This window comes from Nonomuraea sp. NPDC001831 (assembly GCF_042892035.1).
Taxonomy (GTDB): domain Bacteria; phylum Actinomycetota; class Actinomycetes; order Streptosporangiales; family Streptosporangiaceae; genus Nonomuraea.
In genome coordinates this window covers 99,788-116,267 of record NZ_JBIATU010000006.1, presented here as the reverse complement: position 1 = coordinate 116,267, position 16,480 = coordinate 99,788, and the positions used below count along the sequence as shown (strand labels likewise).

At 71.6% G+C, this 16,480-nt stretch carries 17 protein-coding genes; 11 read left to right on the top strand and 6 right to left on the bottom strand.

Annotated elements, in window-relative coordinates; genetic code table 11:
- Positions 1–34: 34 nt before the first annotated feature.
- Positions 35–646: a LysE family translocator gene (locus ACFYYW_RS21130; RefSeq protein ID WP_387650765.1), complete on the top strand. Its 612-nt coding sequence runs from the start codon at positions 35–37 to the stop codon at positions 644–646.
- 39 nt (positions 647–685) lie between these two features.
- A complete protein-coding gene (locus tag ACFYYW_RS21125) occupies positions 686–898 on the top strand; it encodes a hypothetical protein (RefSeq protein WP_352328267.1) in 213 nt (70 codons plus the stop codon).
- A 13-nt stretch (positions 899–911) separates the two neighbouring features.
- On the opposite strand, the gene ACFYYW_RS21120 is transcribed toward ACFYYW_RS21125, so the two are convergent.
- Entirely contained in the window at positions 912–1,337 is a 426-nt protein-coding gene (locus ACFYYW_RS21120) for an SRPBCC domain-containing protein (protein WP_387650763.1), read from the bottom strand.
- Positions 1,334–1,636 carry a metalloregulator ArsR/SmtB family transcription factor gene (locus ACFYYW_RS21115; protein WP_364390571.1) on the bottom strand — a complete coding sequence of 101 codons (303 nt, stop codon included), beginning with the start codon at positions 1,634–1,636 and terminating at the stop codon, positions 1,334–1,336. Before ACFYYW_RS21115 ends, ACFYYW_RS21120 begins: the two co-directional genes overlap by 4 nt.
- A 98-nt stretch (positions 1,637–1,734) precedes the next feature.
- Between ACFYYW_RS21115 and ACFYYW_RS21110 the strand changes: the two genes are divergently transcribed.
- Both ACFYYW_RS21110 and ACFYYW_RS21105 read left to right on the top strand, forming a co-directional pair.
- A complete protein-coding gene (locus tag ACFYYW_RS21110; RefSeq protein WP_387650761.1) occupies positions 1,735–2,076 on the top strand; it encodes a VOC family protein in 342 nt (113 codons plus the stop codon).
- 41 nt (positions 2,077–2,117) lie between these two features.
- Positions 2,118–2,696: a CGNR zinc finger domain-containing protein gene (locus ACFYYW_RS21105; RefSeq protein ID WP_387650759.1), complete on the top strand. Its 579-nt coding sequence runs from the start codon at positions 2,118–2,120 to the stop codon at positions 2,694–2,696.
- A gap of 39 nt (positions 2,697–2,735) precedes the next feature.
- On the opposite strand, the gene ACFYYW_RS21100 is transcribed toward ACFYYW_RS21105, so the two are convergent.
- A complete protein-coding gene (locus tag ACFYYW_RS21100) occupies positions 2,736–3,497 on the bottom strand; it encodes an SDR family NAD(P)-dependent oxidoreductase (protein WP_387650758.1) in 762 nt (253 codons plus the stop codon).
- Positions 3,498–3,636: 139 nt separating this feature from the next.
- Between ACFYYW_RS21100 and ACFYYW_RS21095 the strand changes: the two genes are divergently transcribed.
- Positions 3,637–5,934 carry a HelD family protein gene (locus ACFYYW_RS21095; RefSeq protein WP_387650756.1) on the top strand — a complete coding sequence of 766 codons (2,298 nt, stop codon included), beginning with the start codon at positions 3,637–3,639 and terminating at the stop codon, positions 5,932–5,934.
- A gap of 72 nt (positions 5,935–6,006) precedes the next feature.
- On the opposite strand, the gene ACFYYW_RS21090 is transcribed toward ACFYYW_RS21095, so the two are convergent.
- Entirely contained in the window at positions 6,007–6,459 is a 453-nt protein-coding gene (locus ACFYYW_RS21090) for a MarR family transcriptional regulator (RefSeq protein WP_364390363.1), read from the bottom strand.
- A gap of 97 nt (positions 6,460–6,556) precedes the next feature.
- Between ACFYYW_RS21090 and ACFYYW_RS21085 the strand changes: the two genes are divergently transcribed.
- From ACFYYW_RS21085 to ACFYYW_RS21075, 3 genes are all read left to right on the top strand, one after another.
- The gene (locus ACFYYW_RS21085; protein WP_387650754.1) at positions 6,557–9,790 is read left to right on the top strand and encodes an efflux RND transporter permease subunit; all 3,234 of its coding nucleotides are present in this window, start codon (positions 6,557–6,559) and stop codon (positions 9,788–9,790) included.
- 78 nt (positions 9,791–9,868) lie between these two features.
- Positions 9,869–10,825, top strand: coding sequence for a hypothetical protein (locus tag ACFYYW_RS21080; protein WP_387650752.1), 957 nt, complete (start codon positions 9,869–9,871; stop codon positions 10,823–10,825).
- A gap of 597 nt (positions 10,826–11,422) precedes the next feature.
- The gene (locus ACFYYW_RS21075) at positions 11,423–11,818 is read left to right on the top strand and encodes a hypothetical protein (RefSeq protein ID WP_387650751.1); all 396 of its coding nucleotides are present in this window, start codon (positions 11,423–11,425) and stop codon (positions 11,816–11,818) included.
- Between the two features lie 147 nt (positions 11,819–11,965).
- Here ACFYYW_RS21075 and ACFYYW_RS21070 read toward each other — a convergent pair whose 3' ends face one another.
- Entirely contained in the window at positions 11,966–12,160 is a 195-nt protein-coding gene (locus ACFYYW_RS21070; protein WP_352327820.1) for a CsbD family protein, read from the bottom strand.
- A gap of 216 nt (positions 12,161–12,376) precedes the next feature.
- Between ACFYYW_RS21070 and purB the strand changes: the two genes are divergently transcribed.
- Together purB and ACFYYW_RS21060 are read left to right on the top strand one after the other, a co-directional pair.
- Positions 12,377–13,807: an adenylosuccinate lyase gene (gene purB, locus ACFYYW_RS21065; protein ID WP_387650749.1), complete on the top strand. Its 1,431-nt coding sequence runs from the start codon at positions 12,377–12,379 to the stop codon at positions 13,805–13,807.
- A complete protein-coding gene (locus ACFYYW_RS21060) occupies positions 13,804–14,670 on the top strand; it encodes a GNAT family N-acetyltransferase (RefSeq protein WP_387650748.1) in 867 nt (288 codons plus the stop codon). The genes purB and ACFYYW_RS21060 overlap by 4 nt, the downstream gene beginning before the upstream one ends.
- 25 nt (positions 14,671–14,695) lie before the next feature.
- Here the strand turns inward: ACFYYW_RS21060 and ACFYYW_RS21055 are convergent, their stop codons facing one another.
- Positions 14,696–15,292: a dihydrofolate reductase family protein gene (locus ACFYYW_RS21055; protein ID WP_387650746.1), complete on the bottom strand. Its 597-nt coding sequence runs from the start codon at positions 15,290–15,292 to the stop codon at positions 14,696–14,698.
- 114 nt (positions 15,293–15,406) lie between these two features.
- On the opposite strand from ACFYYW_RS21055, the gene ACFYYW_RS21050 reads away from it, so the two are divergent.
- Positions 15,407–16,435: a DUF4037 domain-containing protein gene (locus ACFYYW_RS21050; protein ID WP_387650744.1), complete on the top strand. Its 1,029-nt coding sequence runs from the start codon at positions 15,407–15,409 to the stop codon at positions 16,433–16,435.
- The last annotated feature ends 45 nt before the right edge of the window (positions 16,436–16,480 follow it).

Below are 16,480 nucleotides of genomic sequence, written 5' to 3'. Positions count from 1 at the left end.
GAAATGGGCCACCTTCTCTGTCAGCATGCCCACCATGTACCTTCTGGCTTTCGTCGGCGCGTGCTTCCTGGTGGCCATGGTCCCCGGCGTGAGCACCGCCGTCATCCTGCGTCAGACGATCCGCTCCGGCCGCGGCTCCGGCGTGGCGGCCACGCTGGGCAACGAGACCGGCATCCTGCTGTGGGGGCTGGCCGCCGCGTTCGGGCTGTCGGCGCTGCTGGTGGCCTCGCAGGTCGCCTACGACGTCATGCGCGTCACGGGCGCGATCGTGCTGGTGGTGATGGGCGCGCAGGCGTTGTGGAACGCGCGCCGGGGCACCCCGCCGGTGGAGGGCGAGGCGGTGGCCGGGCTGCGCGGGTCCTACCTGTCGGGGCTCGGCACCTGCCTGGCCAATCCCAAGGCCGCGGTGTTCGCGATGTCGTTCCTGCCGCCGTTCGTGCCGGCCGGGCAGAACGTGCCGCTGACGCTGGTGACCCTCGCCGTCGTGTGGGTGCTGGTGGACACCGTCTGGTACGGCCTGCTCATCTGGACCGTCGCCAGGGCCAGGGACTTCCTGGGCCGCCCGGCCGTCCGGCGCCGCCTGGAGCAGATCTCCGGCGTCGTGCTCATCGGCCTCGGCGTCCGCCTGGTCCTGGACGCGCGATGACCTGCTGAGCGGCGGGAGATCGTGGACTACCGTTAGGGCATGACCAACGACCTGGCGTCCCTGATGAGGCAGGCGCAGGACGACGATCCGCTGCTGGCCCTGCACGCCACCACCGCGCTGCGGCGCGAGATCGAGCGCCTGGAGGCCGTCCAGGTGCGCCGGGCCAGGGTGGCGGGCCTGCCCTGGGCGCAGATCGCCGACGCGATCGGCGTCAGCAAGCAGGCCGTGCACAAGAAGTACGGCCGCCGCTGATCAGGCCTGCGCATCACGCACGCGTCCATCGGGCGGCGAACCAGCCCAGCACGATGTTCCAGGAGTAGCCGCGGCGGATGCGCCCGGCCACGTCCGGGGGCAGGGTGTCCAGGCCGCGGTGTTCGAGCAGCACCTGCGTGCCGTCCCCGACCGCGGTGAAGGCCACCTCGATCTCCATCCGGCCGCCCGGGTTGAGCAGGTCGGCCCAGACCAGGCGGTGGGGCGGCTCCCAGCGCACGATCCGGCCCAGGTCGGCGTGGCCGCCGTCGTCCCACAGCTCGCGCAGGTAGCCGTCCTGGAAGCGGATGGCCACCGCGCGGGCGGGATCGACCCAGCTGTGGCGGCCGCGCACGTACCACTGGTCGATCTCGTCGGTGAACATCCGGAACGCGGTCGCCGGATCGACCGGCACGACGACCGCCGCCCGTACCGCGGTCACCGCCCGCGCTCCACGTGGTCCTTGAACGAGCCGAGCTGCTCGGCCCAGAACGCCTGCACCTGGTCCAGCCACGCCTGCAGCGCCGCGAACGGCTCCTGGCGCAGGGTGTAGAGCCGCAGCCGGGCGTCGTCGCCGCCCGCCTCGGCCCGCACCAGGCCGCCGGCCCGCAACACGCGCAGGTGCCTGCTGAGCGCGGGGGCGCTCATCCGCACCGCCTGGGCCAGCTCGCCGGCCGGGCGCGGGCCCTCGCGCAGCAGGTCGATCACCTTGCGCCGGGTGGGGTCGGCGAGCGCGGCCAGCGTGGCGTCCAGATCGTTAACGTCGTTGTTAATCTTTGCCTGCTTCCGTTATGGTGTTGGTGCTTAACGTCAGCGGCAATTATTGCGGGGAGACGTGCATGACTGTCCAACTGGGTTACTACACCCTGTCGGTCGAGGACCTGGAGCGGGCGGCGGCGTTCTACGGGCCGCTGTTCGGCTGGGAGTTCAGGCGCGAGCACGAGCGCTACCTGCACGTCACCAACACCGACGTGCCGATGGGCCTGCACGCCGCCGGCCGGTCCGCGCAGCCCAACCTCTACTACCACGTCGAGGACATCGACGCCGCCGTCGAGCGGGTGCGCGAGCTCGGCGGCACGACGGGCGAGGTGTACGAGAGCAAGTCCGGCCGCGGCTGCACCTGCACCGACGACCAGGGCACCGAGATCAGCCTGTGGCAGCCCGCCCCCGGCTTCGCGTGACCCTCGCCCGGCCGGCGTCACTGCCTGGGTAGGCTTCGCCGGTGACGACAGACGCGTGGCGCATCACCGGCCAGTCCCAGATAGACAGTTATGTCGGTAGATGGGTTGATCTGGCCGTCCTACTGGTCAACGAACTGGCCGTCACCCAGGTGCGTGGTCGTCCCGCCGGTCCGCCGGCCGACCGGCGCGCCGCCCTCGACGCCGCCTTCGTCCGGCACGGTTGGACGCCCAGCAGGGCGCTGACCATGGCCGACGCCGACCGGCTGGCCGGGGTGGCCGGCGAGCTGCGGCCCGCCTTCACCGCGAGCCCCGCCGCGCCGGCCGCGCTGAACCGGGCCCTGCTGCGCCACGGCGCCGTGCCCAACCTGCACGGCGACCCGCCGGTCCTGGCCTTCCACGGGCCCGCCGCCGGCCTGGTGGAGGCGTGGGCGGCCGACACGGCCACCGCGCTGGCCATGGTCATCGGCGTCGGCCAGGGGATACGGCTGCGCACGTGCGAGGCGGCGGCGTGCGAGCTGGTCTTCTTCGACGTCACCCGCAACGCCTCGCGCCGGTTCTGCGGCCTGTCGTGCCAGAACCGCGCCAAGGCCAGCGCCTACCGGGCCCGCCGCCGTACCTGATCTACAACGTAAAGGCGTCGGGCCAGGACGGTCACCCCGTCAATGCACGGAGAAACCGCCGTCGACGAAGAGCAGCTGGCCGGTGACGAACGCCGAGGCGTCCCCCGCCAGGAACACCGCCGCGCCCGCGAAGTCGCCGGGCACGCCGTTGCGCCCGGTCATGTGCCGGGCGGCCAGCTCCTCGACGCGGCCGGGGACGGCCTGGGCGGGCTCGGTGAGCGGGGTGAGCACGAACCCGGGGATGATCGTGTTGACGCAGACGCCGTGCGCCGACCACGCCTCGGCCTGCGAGCGGGTGAGGCCGGCGACGGCGGCCTTGGCCGCGCCGTAGACGCCGCTGTGGCCGAAGGCGCTGATGGACTGCTGGGAGCCGACGTTGATGATGCGGCCCCGGCCGCGGGCGGCCATGCGGGGGCCGAAGTGCTGGCCGAGCAGGTAGGGGGCGGTCAGGTGCACGGCGATGGTCTGCTCGTAGTCGCCGGGGGTGAGCTCGGCCATGGGCTTGCGGATGTTGTTGCCGGCGGCGTTGACCAGGATGTCGATCTCTCCGGCGGCGGCGCACAGGCGGGCCAGGGCGTCCCGGTCGTGCAGGTCGGCGCTGACGGTGGAGGTGGTGACGCCGTGGGCGCGCAGCCGTTCGGCGGCCCGGTCGAGCTCGGCGGGCCTGCGGGCGGCGAGGACGACCTCGGCTCCGGCCCGGCCGATCGCCTCGGCCATGGCCAGGCCGATGCCGGAGCTGCCGCCGGTGACGAGGGCGCGGCGGCCGTGCAGGGAGAACAGGTCACGCAGATAGTCCGACACGACGGCTCAAGGTAGCAGCAGCCGCGGGAAGGCGGGCGAGCGGCGTCGGTTGCCGGAACGGCGAAGGGGGGCTAGGCTCGTGAGCTCGACAATACGAGAAGCGGCTCCACAGAGCTCCCGTAAAGGAGTATAGCAGGGAATGGCTAATCGTCAAGATGGTCTCGCGCAAGCCCTTGACAGCGAGCAGCGTACGGTCCGGCGGCTGTACGCCCGGCTCGACGCGGCCAGGGAGCGGGCGCAGGCGACGCTGCGCCAGGTGTACGCCGGCGGCGGCGCGCCGGGCACCCGCCAGGCGCGGTTCGAGCGCGAGGTGACCGCCGCCGAGCAGGCGCGGCGGCTGGCCCAGCTCAACGCGGTCGAGCGCGGCCTGTGCTTCGGCCGGATCGACGACTCCGGCGGCGTCAGCACGTACGTCGGCCGGATCGGACTGCGCGACGAGGACCACGAGTCGGTGCTGATCGACTGGCGGGCCCCGGCCGCGCGCCCGTTCTACGTGGCCACCGCCACCGACCCGGGCGGCCTGGTGCGGCGCCGGCATCTGCACCTGAAGGACCGCACGGTGGTCGGCATCGACGACGAGGTGTTCGACCTGGACGGCATGTCCGACGGTGACCGGCGCACTCTGGTGGGCGAGGCGGCGCTGCTGGCGGCGCTGCGGCGGGGCCGTACCGGCCGGATGGGCGACGTGGTGGCCACGATCCAGATCGAGCAGGACCGGGTGATCAGGGCGGGCCTTCAAGGGGCGCTGGTGGTGCAGGGCGGGCCGGGCACCGGCAAGACCGTCGCGGCGCTGCACCGGGCCGCCTACCTGCTCTACACCCACCGCGACACGCTGGAGCGGCGCGGGGTGCTGGTGGTGGGGCCCAACCCGATGTTCCTGCGCTACATCGGGCAGGTGCTGCCGGCGCTGGGGGAGACGCAGGTGGTGATGGCCACGATGGGGGAGCTGTTCCCGGGGGTGCGGGCGGTGGCGGCCGATCCGCCGGCGGCCGCGGTGGTCAAGGGCGACCTGCGGATGGCCGAGGTGGTGGCCGCGGCGGTGGCCGACCGGCAGCGGGTGCCCGCGGGGGATCTGGAGGTGGAGCTCGACGGGCTGCGGCTGCGCGTGCCGCACGCGGTGTGCGTGCGCTTGCGCGAGCGGGCGCGGGCGGTGCGCCTGCCGCACAACATGGCCCGCAAGCTGTACGTCACCGAGCTGCTGAAGGAGCTGGCCAGGGCGGAGGCGCGGGCGCTGGAGGAGTCGCTGCACCTGGAGGAGCTGGCGGCCGACGACCCGGAGCTGGCCGAGCCGCTGGACCTGGAGGGCGACCTGGACGAGACGGACATCGCGCTGGCGGCCGAGCGGCTGTGGGGGGAGGAGCCGGTGCGGCGCGCGGTGGCCGAGCTGTGGCCGGAGCTGACGCCGCAGGAGCTGGTCGCCGATCTGCTGTCCACGCCGGACACGTTGTGGTCGGTGTGCCCGCCGGGCCTGGACTGGACGGCGCTGGTGCGGCCCCGCGAGTCGCCGTGGACGGTCGGCGACGTGCCGCTGTTGGACGAGGCGGCCGAGCTGCTGGGCCACGACGACTCGGCCGAGCGGGTGGCGGCGCGGCGCGCGGGGGAGGAGTGGGCCGAGCAGGAGTTGTACGCGCGCGAGGTGCTGGAGACCACCGGCCTGCTGGAGGGCGGCGTCTTCGACCGGGCCGACGTGCTGGCCGAGCGGCAGGCCGACGACGGCGCGGGGCTGACGACGGCCGAGCGGGCGGCGGCCGACCGCACGTGGGCCTACGGGCACGTGATCGTGGACGAGGCGCAGGAGTTGTCGCCGATGGCCTGGCGGACGGTGCTGCGGCGGGTGCCGGCGCGGTCGCTGACCGTGGTGGGCGACCTGGCCCAGACGGGGTCGGCGGCGGGGGCGCGCTCGTGGGCGCAGGTGCTGGACCCGTACCTGGAGGGGCGCTGGCGGGAGGAGCGGCTGCTGGTCAACTACCGCACGCCGGTGGAGATCATGCGGGTGGCGGCCGACGTGCTGGCGGCGGTGGCGCCGGGGCAGGAGCCGCCGGAGTCGGTGCGGGACGGCGGCGACGAACCCCGCGCGGTGCGGGCGGCGGTCGCGGAGCTGCCGGCGCTGGTGGCGGCGGAGGTGGCCGAGCTGGGCGCGCGGGGCGAGGGCGGCCGGTTGGGGGTCATCACGCCCGACGGGCTGCACGCGTGGGTGGCGGCTCTGTTCCCGGGGTCGGCGGACCTGGACGCGCCGGTGGTGGTGCTGACGGTGACGCAGGCCAAGGGCCTGGAGTTCGACGGGGTGGTGGTGGTCGATCCGGCGGGGATCCTGGAGCAGTCGCCGATGGGCGGCCACGACCTGTACGTGGCGGTGACCCGGGCGACGCGGCGGCTGACGGTGGTCTGTGAGGGCGAGCTGCCGGCGATGTTGTCCCGTCTGAAATCTACAATGTAAAGCCGCTGGGCCGGTGACGTTCATCTGCAATTCACCAGAAAAGCCGCAACGATCGGGAGCGCCCCGGGTGGGTCATTCGTTGTAGAGCTTGTCCGCGACTTCGTGGATGCGGCGGGTGGCGTGGTCGAGGGCGCGCAGGGTCTCGGTGTCGAGGTGGGACATGATGCGCTTGTAGTGTCTGAGGCCCGCGTCGTTGATCTCGGCGATCAGGGTGGCGCCGGCGGGGGTGAGCTCGACCCGGCGCACCCGGCGGTCGTTGGGGTCTTCGTGCCGGCTGACCAGGCCCTGGGCGACCAGGCGGTCGACGATGCCGGTGACGGTGGCGAGGCTGACGCCGAGGGTGTGGGCGAGCTCCTGGCCGGAGGCGGAGCCCTGTGTCGACAGCTGCATGACGACGTGGAGCTGCCGGATGGTGAGGTTGGAGCTGAACAGGGGGGACTGTTGCCGGGTGAACAGTCTTCCCAGGTCGCGCTGTGTCTCGGTGATCCGGCGGATCAGGTCTTCGCGGTCGTCGCTCACGCTCACCTCTCGCTTCCTGAGAAGGTTATCAGGAAAGCTGAGTGAGGCTAAATATTCGTATAAGGCAAAGTGTTAGTCTGGGGCGAACTTTGGAGGGGAGCCTATGACCGCTTTCGCCCGGTTGAGTCTGGTCAACCGCAGTCTTGTGATCTTGGTGGCGGTCGTGATCACCGCGTTCGGCGCGTTCACGATTCCGCAGTTGAAGCAGCAGCTCCTGCCGTCGTTGGCGTTCCCGGGCGCGTTCGTCATCGCGCCCTTCCCCGGCGCCTCGCCGGAGATCGTCGAAGACCAGGTGACGAAGCCGATCGAGGACTCCTTCCAGGGGATCCCCGGCATGGAGCAGATGACCTCCACGTCGAAGGAGGGCATGGCCCAGATCCAGGTGGCCTTCGAGTACGGCACCGACATCGAGGCCTCGCTGAACAAGATGCAGCAGGCCGTCGCCAGGATCACGCTCCCGCAGGGCGTCGACCCGCAGGTGGTGGCGGGCAACACCGACGACATCCCGGTGCTGGTGCTGGCGGTGGGCGACGGCGGCGACGAGCGCGCGATGGCCGACAAGCTGCGCCGGATCATGGTGCCGGAGCTGCAGAGCGTGGAGGGGGTGCGCGAGGCGGCGGTCACCGGCACCCGTGACGAGGTCGTCACGATCGAGCCGGACGTCAAGAAGATGGCGCTGGCCGGGGTGTCGGCGGCGCAGATCCCCGAGGTGCTCAAGGCGAACGGCACGCCGATCCCGGCCGGGTCGCTGACCTCCGACGGCAGGTCGCTGACCGTGCAGGTGGGTTCGCGGGTCGACTCCCTGGAGAAGCTCAAGAACCTCTACCTGACCCCCGCGCAGCCCGCCCAGCAGCAGGCCCAGACGCCGGCCCAGACCCAGGGGCAGGCGCAGGGCCGCCCGCAGGCCGGGCAGCCGGCCCAGACGGGCCGGGCCGCCCTGCCGCAGCAGGTGGCGCGGCCCAAGCCGCTCAAGCCGGTCAAGCTGGGTGACGTCGCCGAGATCACGCGCGGCCTGGCCGACGCCTCGACGATCACCCGTACCGACGGCAAGACCAGCCTCGGCGTGTCGGTGACGATGACGCCCGACGGCAACGCGGTGACGATCTCCCACGAGATCCGCGAGAAGCTGCCGGAGCTGACGCGGTCGCTGGGCGACTCCTCCGACACGCAGGTGTCGGTGGTGTTCGACCAGGCGCCGTACGTGGAGGAGTCGATCGAGAACCTGACCACCGAGGGCCTGCTGGGGCTGGCGTTCGCGGTGCTGGTCATCCTGGTGTTCCTGCTGTCGGTGCGCTCGACGCTGGTGACGGCGGTGTCGATCCCGCTGTCGGTGGTGATCGCGTTGCTGGCGCTGTGGGCGGGTGACTACTCCCTCAACATGCTGACGCTGGGCGCGCTGACGATCGCGGTGGGCCGGGTGGTCGACGACTCGATCGTGGTGCTGGAGAACATCAAGCGCCATCTGGGTTACGGCGAGGCCAAGCTGCAGGCGATCCTGACCGCGGTGCGGGAGGTGTCGGGGGCGGTGACGGCCTCGACGCTGACGACGGTGGCGGTGTTCGCGCCGATCGCGATCGTGGGCGGCATGGTTGGGGAGTTGTTCCGGCCGTTCGCGGTGACGGTGGCGGTGGCGTTGCTGGCCTCGCTGGTGGTGTCGCTGACGGTGGTGCCGGTGCTGGCGTACTGGTTCCTCAAGGCGCCGTCGTTGTCGCCGGAGCAGGCGCGGGCCCAGCGTGAGGAGGCCGAGGCCAAGGAGCTGCGCAGCCCGTTGCAGCGGGCGTACCTGCCGGTGTTGCGGTTCGCCACGCGGTTCAAGCTGGTGACGGTGCTGATCGGCGTGGCGGTGTTCGTCGGGACGATGGGCCTGGCGGGCGGTCTGCGGACGAACTTCCTGGACTCCTCCGGGCAGAACACGATCTCCCTGACGCAGAAGATGCCGGTCGGCACCGATCTGGCCACGACGGACAAGGCGGCCAAGAAGGTCGAGGGCGTGTTGTCGGGGCTGGCCGGTGTGGAGACGTACCAGGTCAACGTGGGTGGCGGCAACGCCATGCAGGGCGGCGTGGGCGGTGGCGCGGACCGGGCGTCGTTCTCGGTGACGGTCAAGGACGGCGCGGAGCCGGCGACGGTGGAGCGGCAGCTCCGCGAGAAGATCACGGGCCTGTCCGGGGTCGGCGAGGTGACGGTCGGCGGCGCCGGCGGTGGCGGGTTCTCCTCCGACACGGTGAGCGTGATCGTGCAGGCGCCCGACGCCGAGTCGCTGCGCACGGCGACCGAGGCGGTCAAGGGCGCGATGGGTCAGGTGAAGGGTCTGCGTGACCTGTCGTCGAACCTGGAGGCCAGCGCGCCGCGCATCGAGGTCGCGGTGGACCGGGAGAAGGCGGCGGCCAAGGGGCTGTCGGAGGGGCAGGTCGGTCAGGCGGTGGCGCAGGCGTTCCGCGGCGCGCCGCTGGGCCAGATCACCCTGGACGGCCGCAGCAGCGACCTGGTGCTGCGCGGCGGCGACGCGCCCGACGACGTCAAGGCGATCGAGGACCTGAAGCTGCCGACGGCGGCGGGGCTGGTGAAGTTGTCGTCGGTGGCCAAGGTGGAGCAGGTGGCCGGTCCGACGCAGGTGACCAGGATCGACGGTGAGCGTTCTGCGACGGTGTCGGGCAAGGTGGAGGCGTCGGACCTGGGCACCGTTACGCAGGAGCTGACGACGAAGATGAAGTCGGTGGCGCTGGGCGCCGGCGCCCGGTACAAGATCGGCGGCGCCTCGGCCGACCAGGCGGACGCGTTCTCCGACCTGGGCATGGCGATGCTGGCGGCGATCGCGATCGTGTTCATGATCATGGTGGCGACGTTCCGGAGCTTCGTCCAGCCGCTGATCCTGCTGGTGTCGATCCCGTTCGCGGCGACCGGCGCGGTGGGTCTGCTGGTGGCGACCGACACGGCGATGGGTGTGCCGGCGCTGATCGGCATGCTGATGCTGATCGGCATCGTGGTGACGAACGCGATCGTGCTGATCGACCTGATCAACCAGTACCGGGATCAGGGGCTGGGCGTGGTCGAGGCGGTGATCGAGGGCGGCCGGCGCAGGTTGCGGCCGATCCTGATGACGGCGGTGGCCACGATCTGCGCGCTGACGCCGATGGCGCTGGGGGTGACCGGGTCGGGCGGGTTCATCTCGCAGCCGCTGGCGATCGTGGTGATCGGCGGTCTGGTGTCCTCGACCCTCCTGACGCTGGTGCTGGTTCCGACGTTGTACACGGTGGTGGAGCGGGTGAAGGAGCGGATGGGGCGCAAGCCGTCCGCGCCCAAGCACGAGGCCAAGGTCCTCACGCCCACGTCGTGAGCGGAGCACCCCGGCGCCGACCTCATGCGGCGCCGGGGCCGGGCGGGCTCACCCCATCCCGCATTTCATAATGCTGACATGAGGCGGTTGTGGGCGCTCGTTGCAGTGGTGGGCCTCCTTGCCATTTTCATCTGGGGAGACCTGGGGGAAATGGTGTCAAAGTGGACTTCCGGCCCTTTGGGATCAAACACGCAATGGGGGCCGTTCACTCTTTTCTGGTGGGGTCGTCTCGGGAAGTGTCTGCAGTTCCTTGGCGGCCTTGTCGCCCTGCTCGATCTGGTGGATCCGGAAAAGGTCAAAGAGGCCGCCCGAAAGGCGTCCGCCCGGGCCCGAAAGCTGCGCAGAACTCTTCACCTGAGCGCGTACCTGTCGGAGCTGATCGCGCTTGAGAACCTGCTGCTCAGCCGTACCGTCTGGCACAATCCCACCGACTGGCGAGGGCTGGAGGCCGACTACATCGATCCGACGCCTCCCCGGCAAGGGTTCGCCGGCGGCCTCGTCCCGCTCGAGGACTACCTGCGCATGAAGGACGACTTCGTCAAGAATCGGCATGAGTATTGCGGCCGTCAATGCCGCTACGGAGAACCGCATGAGTGGATCTGCAGCGACCAGAAGGTGCGGTTGAAGCGGGCCATCCGCGATCTGGTGACGTCCGGCCTGCCTGCCGAGGAACGTCCTGTGCGCGAACTGGCAGAAGAAGAAGTGGCTGCGTTGAATCTTGCCGAGCCCCTTCTGTCGCTGGCCGTGCTGGGAGCGGGTATCGGCGTCTTCACCTGGGGCGTCGCGGAGTTCAGCCACAGCGCGATGTGGGCGGCGATGGGCCTGTTCGGCTCGGCGTCGCTGGCGTTCACCGTGATGACGTCCGGGGAGCTCATGCTGGAGAAAACAGGCGTCTGGCTGAGGTACAAGCCGGCCATCTTTCTCCGCTTACGGTTCGCCCGAGCGCTGGAGGTCATGCGTCCCAGTCGCAAGCTACGCTGGGCCGGATTCGCGATCTTCTTCGTCGGGTTTCACCTCGACCTGCTGGCTTCGTAAGCCACCTGCCCATTCATCAGCTTCGGCGACGCGTCGGCCGCGGAGCAGCCGTCTGTCTGCTTCACCTACCGTCCGGCCGGTCCCCCCAGCAAGGTGCTGAACCTGGCCGCGCAGGCCGGTGACGGCGCCGTGATCGTCAGTTGAGGGTTGCCCGTCGACGACGGCAGTTCCGCCATGCTGGACGCCCACCCCCATGACACGCAAGCTCCGCCGTGAGCGCGTTCCTGCAATGGCTCGACCCCTACATGCTCGCCAGTACGGTCGCCACGTGGTCGTCGTTGCTGGTGCCGGGGCTGCTGGACGCGCTGCTGCTGTGGTGGCTCCTGCACCGCCGAGGAGGCCTTGGGGCATGCCGCTGGCGCAGGTGTGCCTTCTCCTGCCGCTCCTCGTACGCCGCCTCAAGAGGTGACGGTCCGGCAGAAGTAAAAGAGTTATGTGGAAGTTGCTTCCACGGCGTAATGAAAATGCCTGCCGGAGTTTCAGGGAAAGAAATGCGTTTCGGCGGCGGAAATAAATTCCGGGCGGCTGTCTTGACGATTCCCGGTAATGGCGGGTCACGATGGAGGGGCCAGAGGAAGAAGTCCTGTGGGAGGAAACGTGTTCAAGGAAGCATGCGCTGTGAGCGCCCTTGTCGCTGCCGCCCTCGCCCCTTCGATGGCCTCGCAGGCGCTGGGGGAGAAAGTCCACGCCGCCACCGTCACGCCCGCCGCGTCGGCCGCGCCTGCCGACTGTGCCGCGGGTGGCGCCGCCAGTGGCGCGCCCAAGTGCAAATATCTGGAGGAAGGCAACAAGCGCTGCTATTACTGCCGCGACAAGAAGGGCGGCGGGTACAAGAAGCAGTACTGCGAGCAGAAGACCAAGCCGCCCGAGCAGGCGACGGAGCGCGAGTGCAAGACCACCAAGGAGCCGATCACGGGGAGCCCGGACCGTACGTGCAAGACCTGCACGGACGCCAAGACGGGCAAGGTCCTGTCCCGGGAGTGCAACAGCTAGCCGGCGCCGGGCACACGCTTCCGGCGACGGTCCGGCCCTTCGGCCGGCCGGGGCCCGGTAGCAGGGGCCGGTGACCGGGAAGCGGGGGAGGCGGCGCGGTGCGAGGTCGGGACGACCCGCCGCACCGCCCCCCAAGGCCCGCGGCGGTCACTTCTTGAAGGCGTCCTTGACCTTCTTGCCGGCGTCCTTGACCTTCTCGCCCGCCTGCCTCAGGCCGCCTTCGGTCTGGTCGGCGCGGCCTTCGGCCTGAAGGCTCTCGTTGTCGGTGGCGTCGCCGATGTTCTCCTTGGCGCGTCCCTTGAGCTCCTGGGCCTTGTTGCGGATCTTGTCGTCGGTGCTCATGTTCATGCCTTTCTGGTCGGGTCCTCGCGACTTCCTGTACTTACCGGCCAGGACAGGGGGAAACATGGCCTCCGTCCGGCCCGGCGCGCGACGGCGCTGGTCAGCGCCCGTCCGCGGGGGCGGACGTGCCCGCAACGTGGCTGCAGTGGGGCCGCGGGGAAGGGCGTGCGGGCTGGATGCGGTGGCGGTGACGGGGTGTGAATAGACTTGTCCAACGTGACTTCCAAGCCGCGCATCCCGAACGTCCTGGCCGCCCGCTACGCCTCACCCGGGCTGGCCCGCCTGTGGTCTCCCGAGTACAAGATCATCGCTGAGCGGCGGTTGTGGCTGGCGGTGCTGCGGGCGCAGGCCGAGCTCGGGGTGGCGGTGCCCGAGGGCGCGGTCGCCGACTACGAGAAGGTGGTCGAGCAGGTCGACCTGGAGTCGATCGCGGCGCGCGAGCGCGTCACCCGCCACGACGTCAAGGCGCGCATCGAGGAGTTCAACGCGCTGGCCGGGCACGAGCAGGTGCACAAGGGCATGACCTCGCGCGACCTGACCGAGAACGTCGAGCAGCTGCAGATCCGCGACAGCCTGCTGCTGGTCCGCGACCGCGTCGTGGCGCTGCTGGCCCGCCTGGCCTCCCTGGCCGAGGAGCACACGTCCACCGTCATGGCCGGGCGGTCCCACAACGTGGCGGCACAGGCCACGACGCTGGGCAAGCGGTTCGCCTCGGCCGCCGACGAGCTGCTGGCCGGCTACCACCGGCTGGAGGAGCTGATCGGCCGCTACCCGCTGCGCGGCGTCAAGGGCCCCGTCGGCACCTCCCAGGACATGCTCGACCTGCTGGGCGGCCGCCAGGACAGGCTGGCCGAGCTGGAGGAGAAGGTCACCGCGCACCTGGGGTTCTCCCGCCGGCTGACCAGCGTCGGCCAGGTCTACCCGCGATCCCTGGACCTCGAGGTGGTCTCGGCGCTGGTGCAGCTGGCGGCCGCGCCGTCCTCGCTGGCCAGGACGATCCGGCTGATGGCCGGGCACGAGCTGGTCACCGAGGGGTTCAAGGAGGGGCAGGTCGGCTCCTCGGCGATGCCCCACAAGATGAACACCCGCTCCTGCGAGCGCGTCAACGGCCTGACCGTGGTGCTGCGCGGCTACGCCTCCATGGTGGGCGAGCTGGCCGGCGACCAGTGGAACGAGGGTGACGTGTCCTGCTCGGTGGTGCGCCGGGTGGCGCTGCCGGACGCGTTCTTCGCCTTCGACGGGCTGGTGGAGACGATGCTGACCGTGCTGGAGGAGTTCGGCGCGTTCCCGGCGGTGATCTCGGCCGAGCTGGGCCGCTACCTGCCGTTCCTGGGCACGACGAAGATGCTGATGGCCGCCGTGCGCGCCGGCATGGGCCGCGAGCAGGCCCACGAGCTGATCAAGGAGCACGCGGTGGCGGCGGCGCTGGCGATGCGGTCGCGGGGCGCCTCCAACGAGCTGCTGGACCTGCTGGGCGCCGACGAGCGTTTCCCGCTGGACCGCGCCGAGCTGGAGGCGCTGCTGGCCGACCGGGTCTCCTTCACCGGCGCGGCCGCCGCGCAGGTGGCCGAGGTGGTGCGGCAGGTGGGGCAGGTCGTGGCCGAGCACCCGCAGGCCGCCGCGTACCGGCCGGGCGAGATCTTGTGATCCACCGGCTCGGCGACCCGGGCGCGCTGCGCGCCGCGTGCGGCGACGACGACCTGGTCGTGTGGACGGGCCAGGACCTGCGCGGCAGGGCCCGCGCCTGGGCGTTACGGGAGGCGGTGGTGGCCGCCGCCCCGGGCATCGCCCGGCACGATCGGCTGGCGGTGTGGGGTGACCCGGACGACGCGGCCGAGCTGGTCCGGCACGCGCTGGCCGAGCTGGGGCCCACCTTCCGGCCGCTGGGCGAGCGGGAGCTGATGCGGCGGGTGGCGGCGAGGCTGGAGGGTGTGACGGAGAGCGGCGCGTTCTCCTGGATGAGCCTGCCGGGGCCGCCCCGCCCCCGGCCCGGCCAGGCCGGCGCGCCGCCACGGGATGCCGGCCCACTCGACGCCGGCCCCCTGGATGCCGGCCCGGCGGGCGGCGAGGCTACGGGCCGGTCGTCGGCGGTCGGCTGGCCGGGCGGCGAGGCTGCGGGCCCGACGTCGGCGGTCGGCTGGCTGGACGGCGCGGCCGAGCGGGAGATCGCCGCGCTGCTGGCCGGGGACGCGCCCTCGTCGTACGCGGTGCCGGGCGCGGCCGGGGTGCGGCGCTGGGCGGGTGTGCGGGTGGGGCGCGAGCTGGCGGCGGTGGCGGCCGACGCGTGGTCGGCGCCGTCGGTGGGCCTGCTGGCCGGCGTCGCCACGGCGGCCCGCTTCCGCGGGCGGGGGCTGGCCGAGCGGGTGTGCGGCTGGATGTCGTCGCAGCTCGTGGCCACGCACGGCCGCGCGGCGCTGATGGTGGACGACGTCAACGCCGCGGCGATCAAGGTGTACGAGCGGATCGGCTACCGCCGGCGCCTGGTGCTGGCCTGCCACGTCGCCGGCTGAACCCCGCAGGTGGAGGCGCGGTGGGTCAGGTGATGGCGCGGTAGGTCAGGTGGGTGGCCAGGGGCGAGAAGTGCGTCTCGACCGGTTCCCACTGGCGCGGGCGCGCGTGTGCGAACAGGCGGGTGCCCGCGCCGAGCAGCAGCGGCACCAGGTGCAGGCGCAGCTCGTCGAGCAGCCCTTCGTCGGTGGCCTGGCCGATCAGGTCGGCGCCGCCCATGACGACGATGTCGCCGTCCCCGGCCACGGTGCGGGCGTGCTCGACGGCCGCGGCGGGGCCGTCGGTGATGAAGGTGAACAGTTCGGGCCGGCGTACCGCTGGGGGCGGGACGTGGGTGACGACGAACACGGGCGGCGTCTGCGCCTGCTCGCGGGCCGAGCCGTAGCCGAGCGGGTCGCCCCACCCGTAGGGGCCGTCGACCACGTCGAAGGTGCGCCGTCCCATGAGGACGGCGCCGGTGGCGCGGACCGCGCCGCCCAGGACGCGCGCATCGACGTCGGTGGGCTGGCGGGCCCAGGCGTGCAGCAGTTCGCCGCCGGTGCCCAGGCCGTGTTCGAGCCCGGGGTCGGGGCCGGTGACGTAGCCGTCCAGCGATACGGAGATGTCGGCGACGACCTTGCTCAACGGGTCCCTCCCCCTGGCGTTTCCGGTCGGTCACCACGCTGTCATCGGCGCTGGGAAAACCGGGTGAGGTTCGGGCGGTGCTCGTGCAGAGTTGACGGCGTGATGTCCAATTTTGTGCCTGGTATTGAGCTTTCTCGTGCCTTCTACGGCGAAGTCGTCGCGCCGCTCCTTCCCGGGGTGCGGCACAGCGCCGCGCTGATCGGCCCGGGGTCCGAGGTGCTCGCGTTCGACACGGCCCGCTCGGCCGACCACGACTGGGGGCCGCGGGTCCTGCTGTTCGTGCCCGCCGGTCAGGTGGAGGCTGTACGGGAGCGGGTGGCGGCGGGCTTGCCTGACCGGTTCGGCGGTTTTGACACCGTGTTCGAGTACCACGGGGTGCGGCAGCCGGGGGTCGTGGTGGCCGAGCTGGGGGAGTGGCTGGCCGGGCGGCTCGGGTTCGATCCGCGTGCGGGTGTGTCCCTGCTGGACTGGTTGTCCGTGCCGTGGCAGACGCTGGCCGAGGTGACGGGCGGTGAGGTCTTCTGCGACGGGTTGCCGGGTGTGGGGCTGGAGGCGGCCCGGCAGGCGTTGCGCTGGTATCCGCAGGACGTGTGGCGGTACGTGCTGGCCTGTCAGTGGCAGCGTATCGGCCAGGAGGAGCCGTTCCCGGGGCGGTGCGCGGAGGTGGGGGACGAGCTGGGGTCGGCCGTGGTGGCGGCGCGGCTGGCGCGGGAGGTGATGCGGCTGGCGTTGTTGCTGCGGCGCCGCTACCCGCCGTACGCCAAGTGGCTGGGCAGCGCGCTGGCCCGGCTGCCGGGCTCGGCCGAGCTGGGTGAGGCGCTGGGGGCGGCGATGGCGGCGCGGTCGTGGAGCGAGCGGGAGGAGGGCCTGACGGCGGCGTACGGACGGCTGGCGGCGCTGCAGAACCGCATGGCGCTGACCGAACGGCTGGAGGAGGGGGTGCGGGGGTTCTTCGACCGGCCGTTCCGGGTGATCGGCGGGGAGCGGTTCGCGCGGTCGCTGCTGGCGTCGGTGACGGATCCGGCGGTCAGGGGGCTGCCGGTGGCGGGGTGCGTGGACCAGTTGTCGGACACGGTGGAGCTGGTGACCTCGCCCCGCCGGGCGCGCGTGCTGACGGCCGCGGCGCTGGACCTCCCCGCTTAGAAATCTACATTGTAAAGCTGCTGGGTTCGGACAAGATCCATTTTC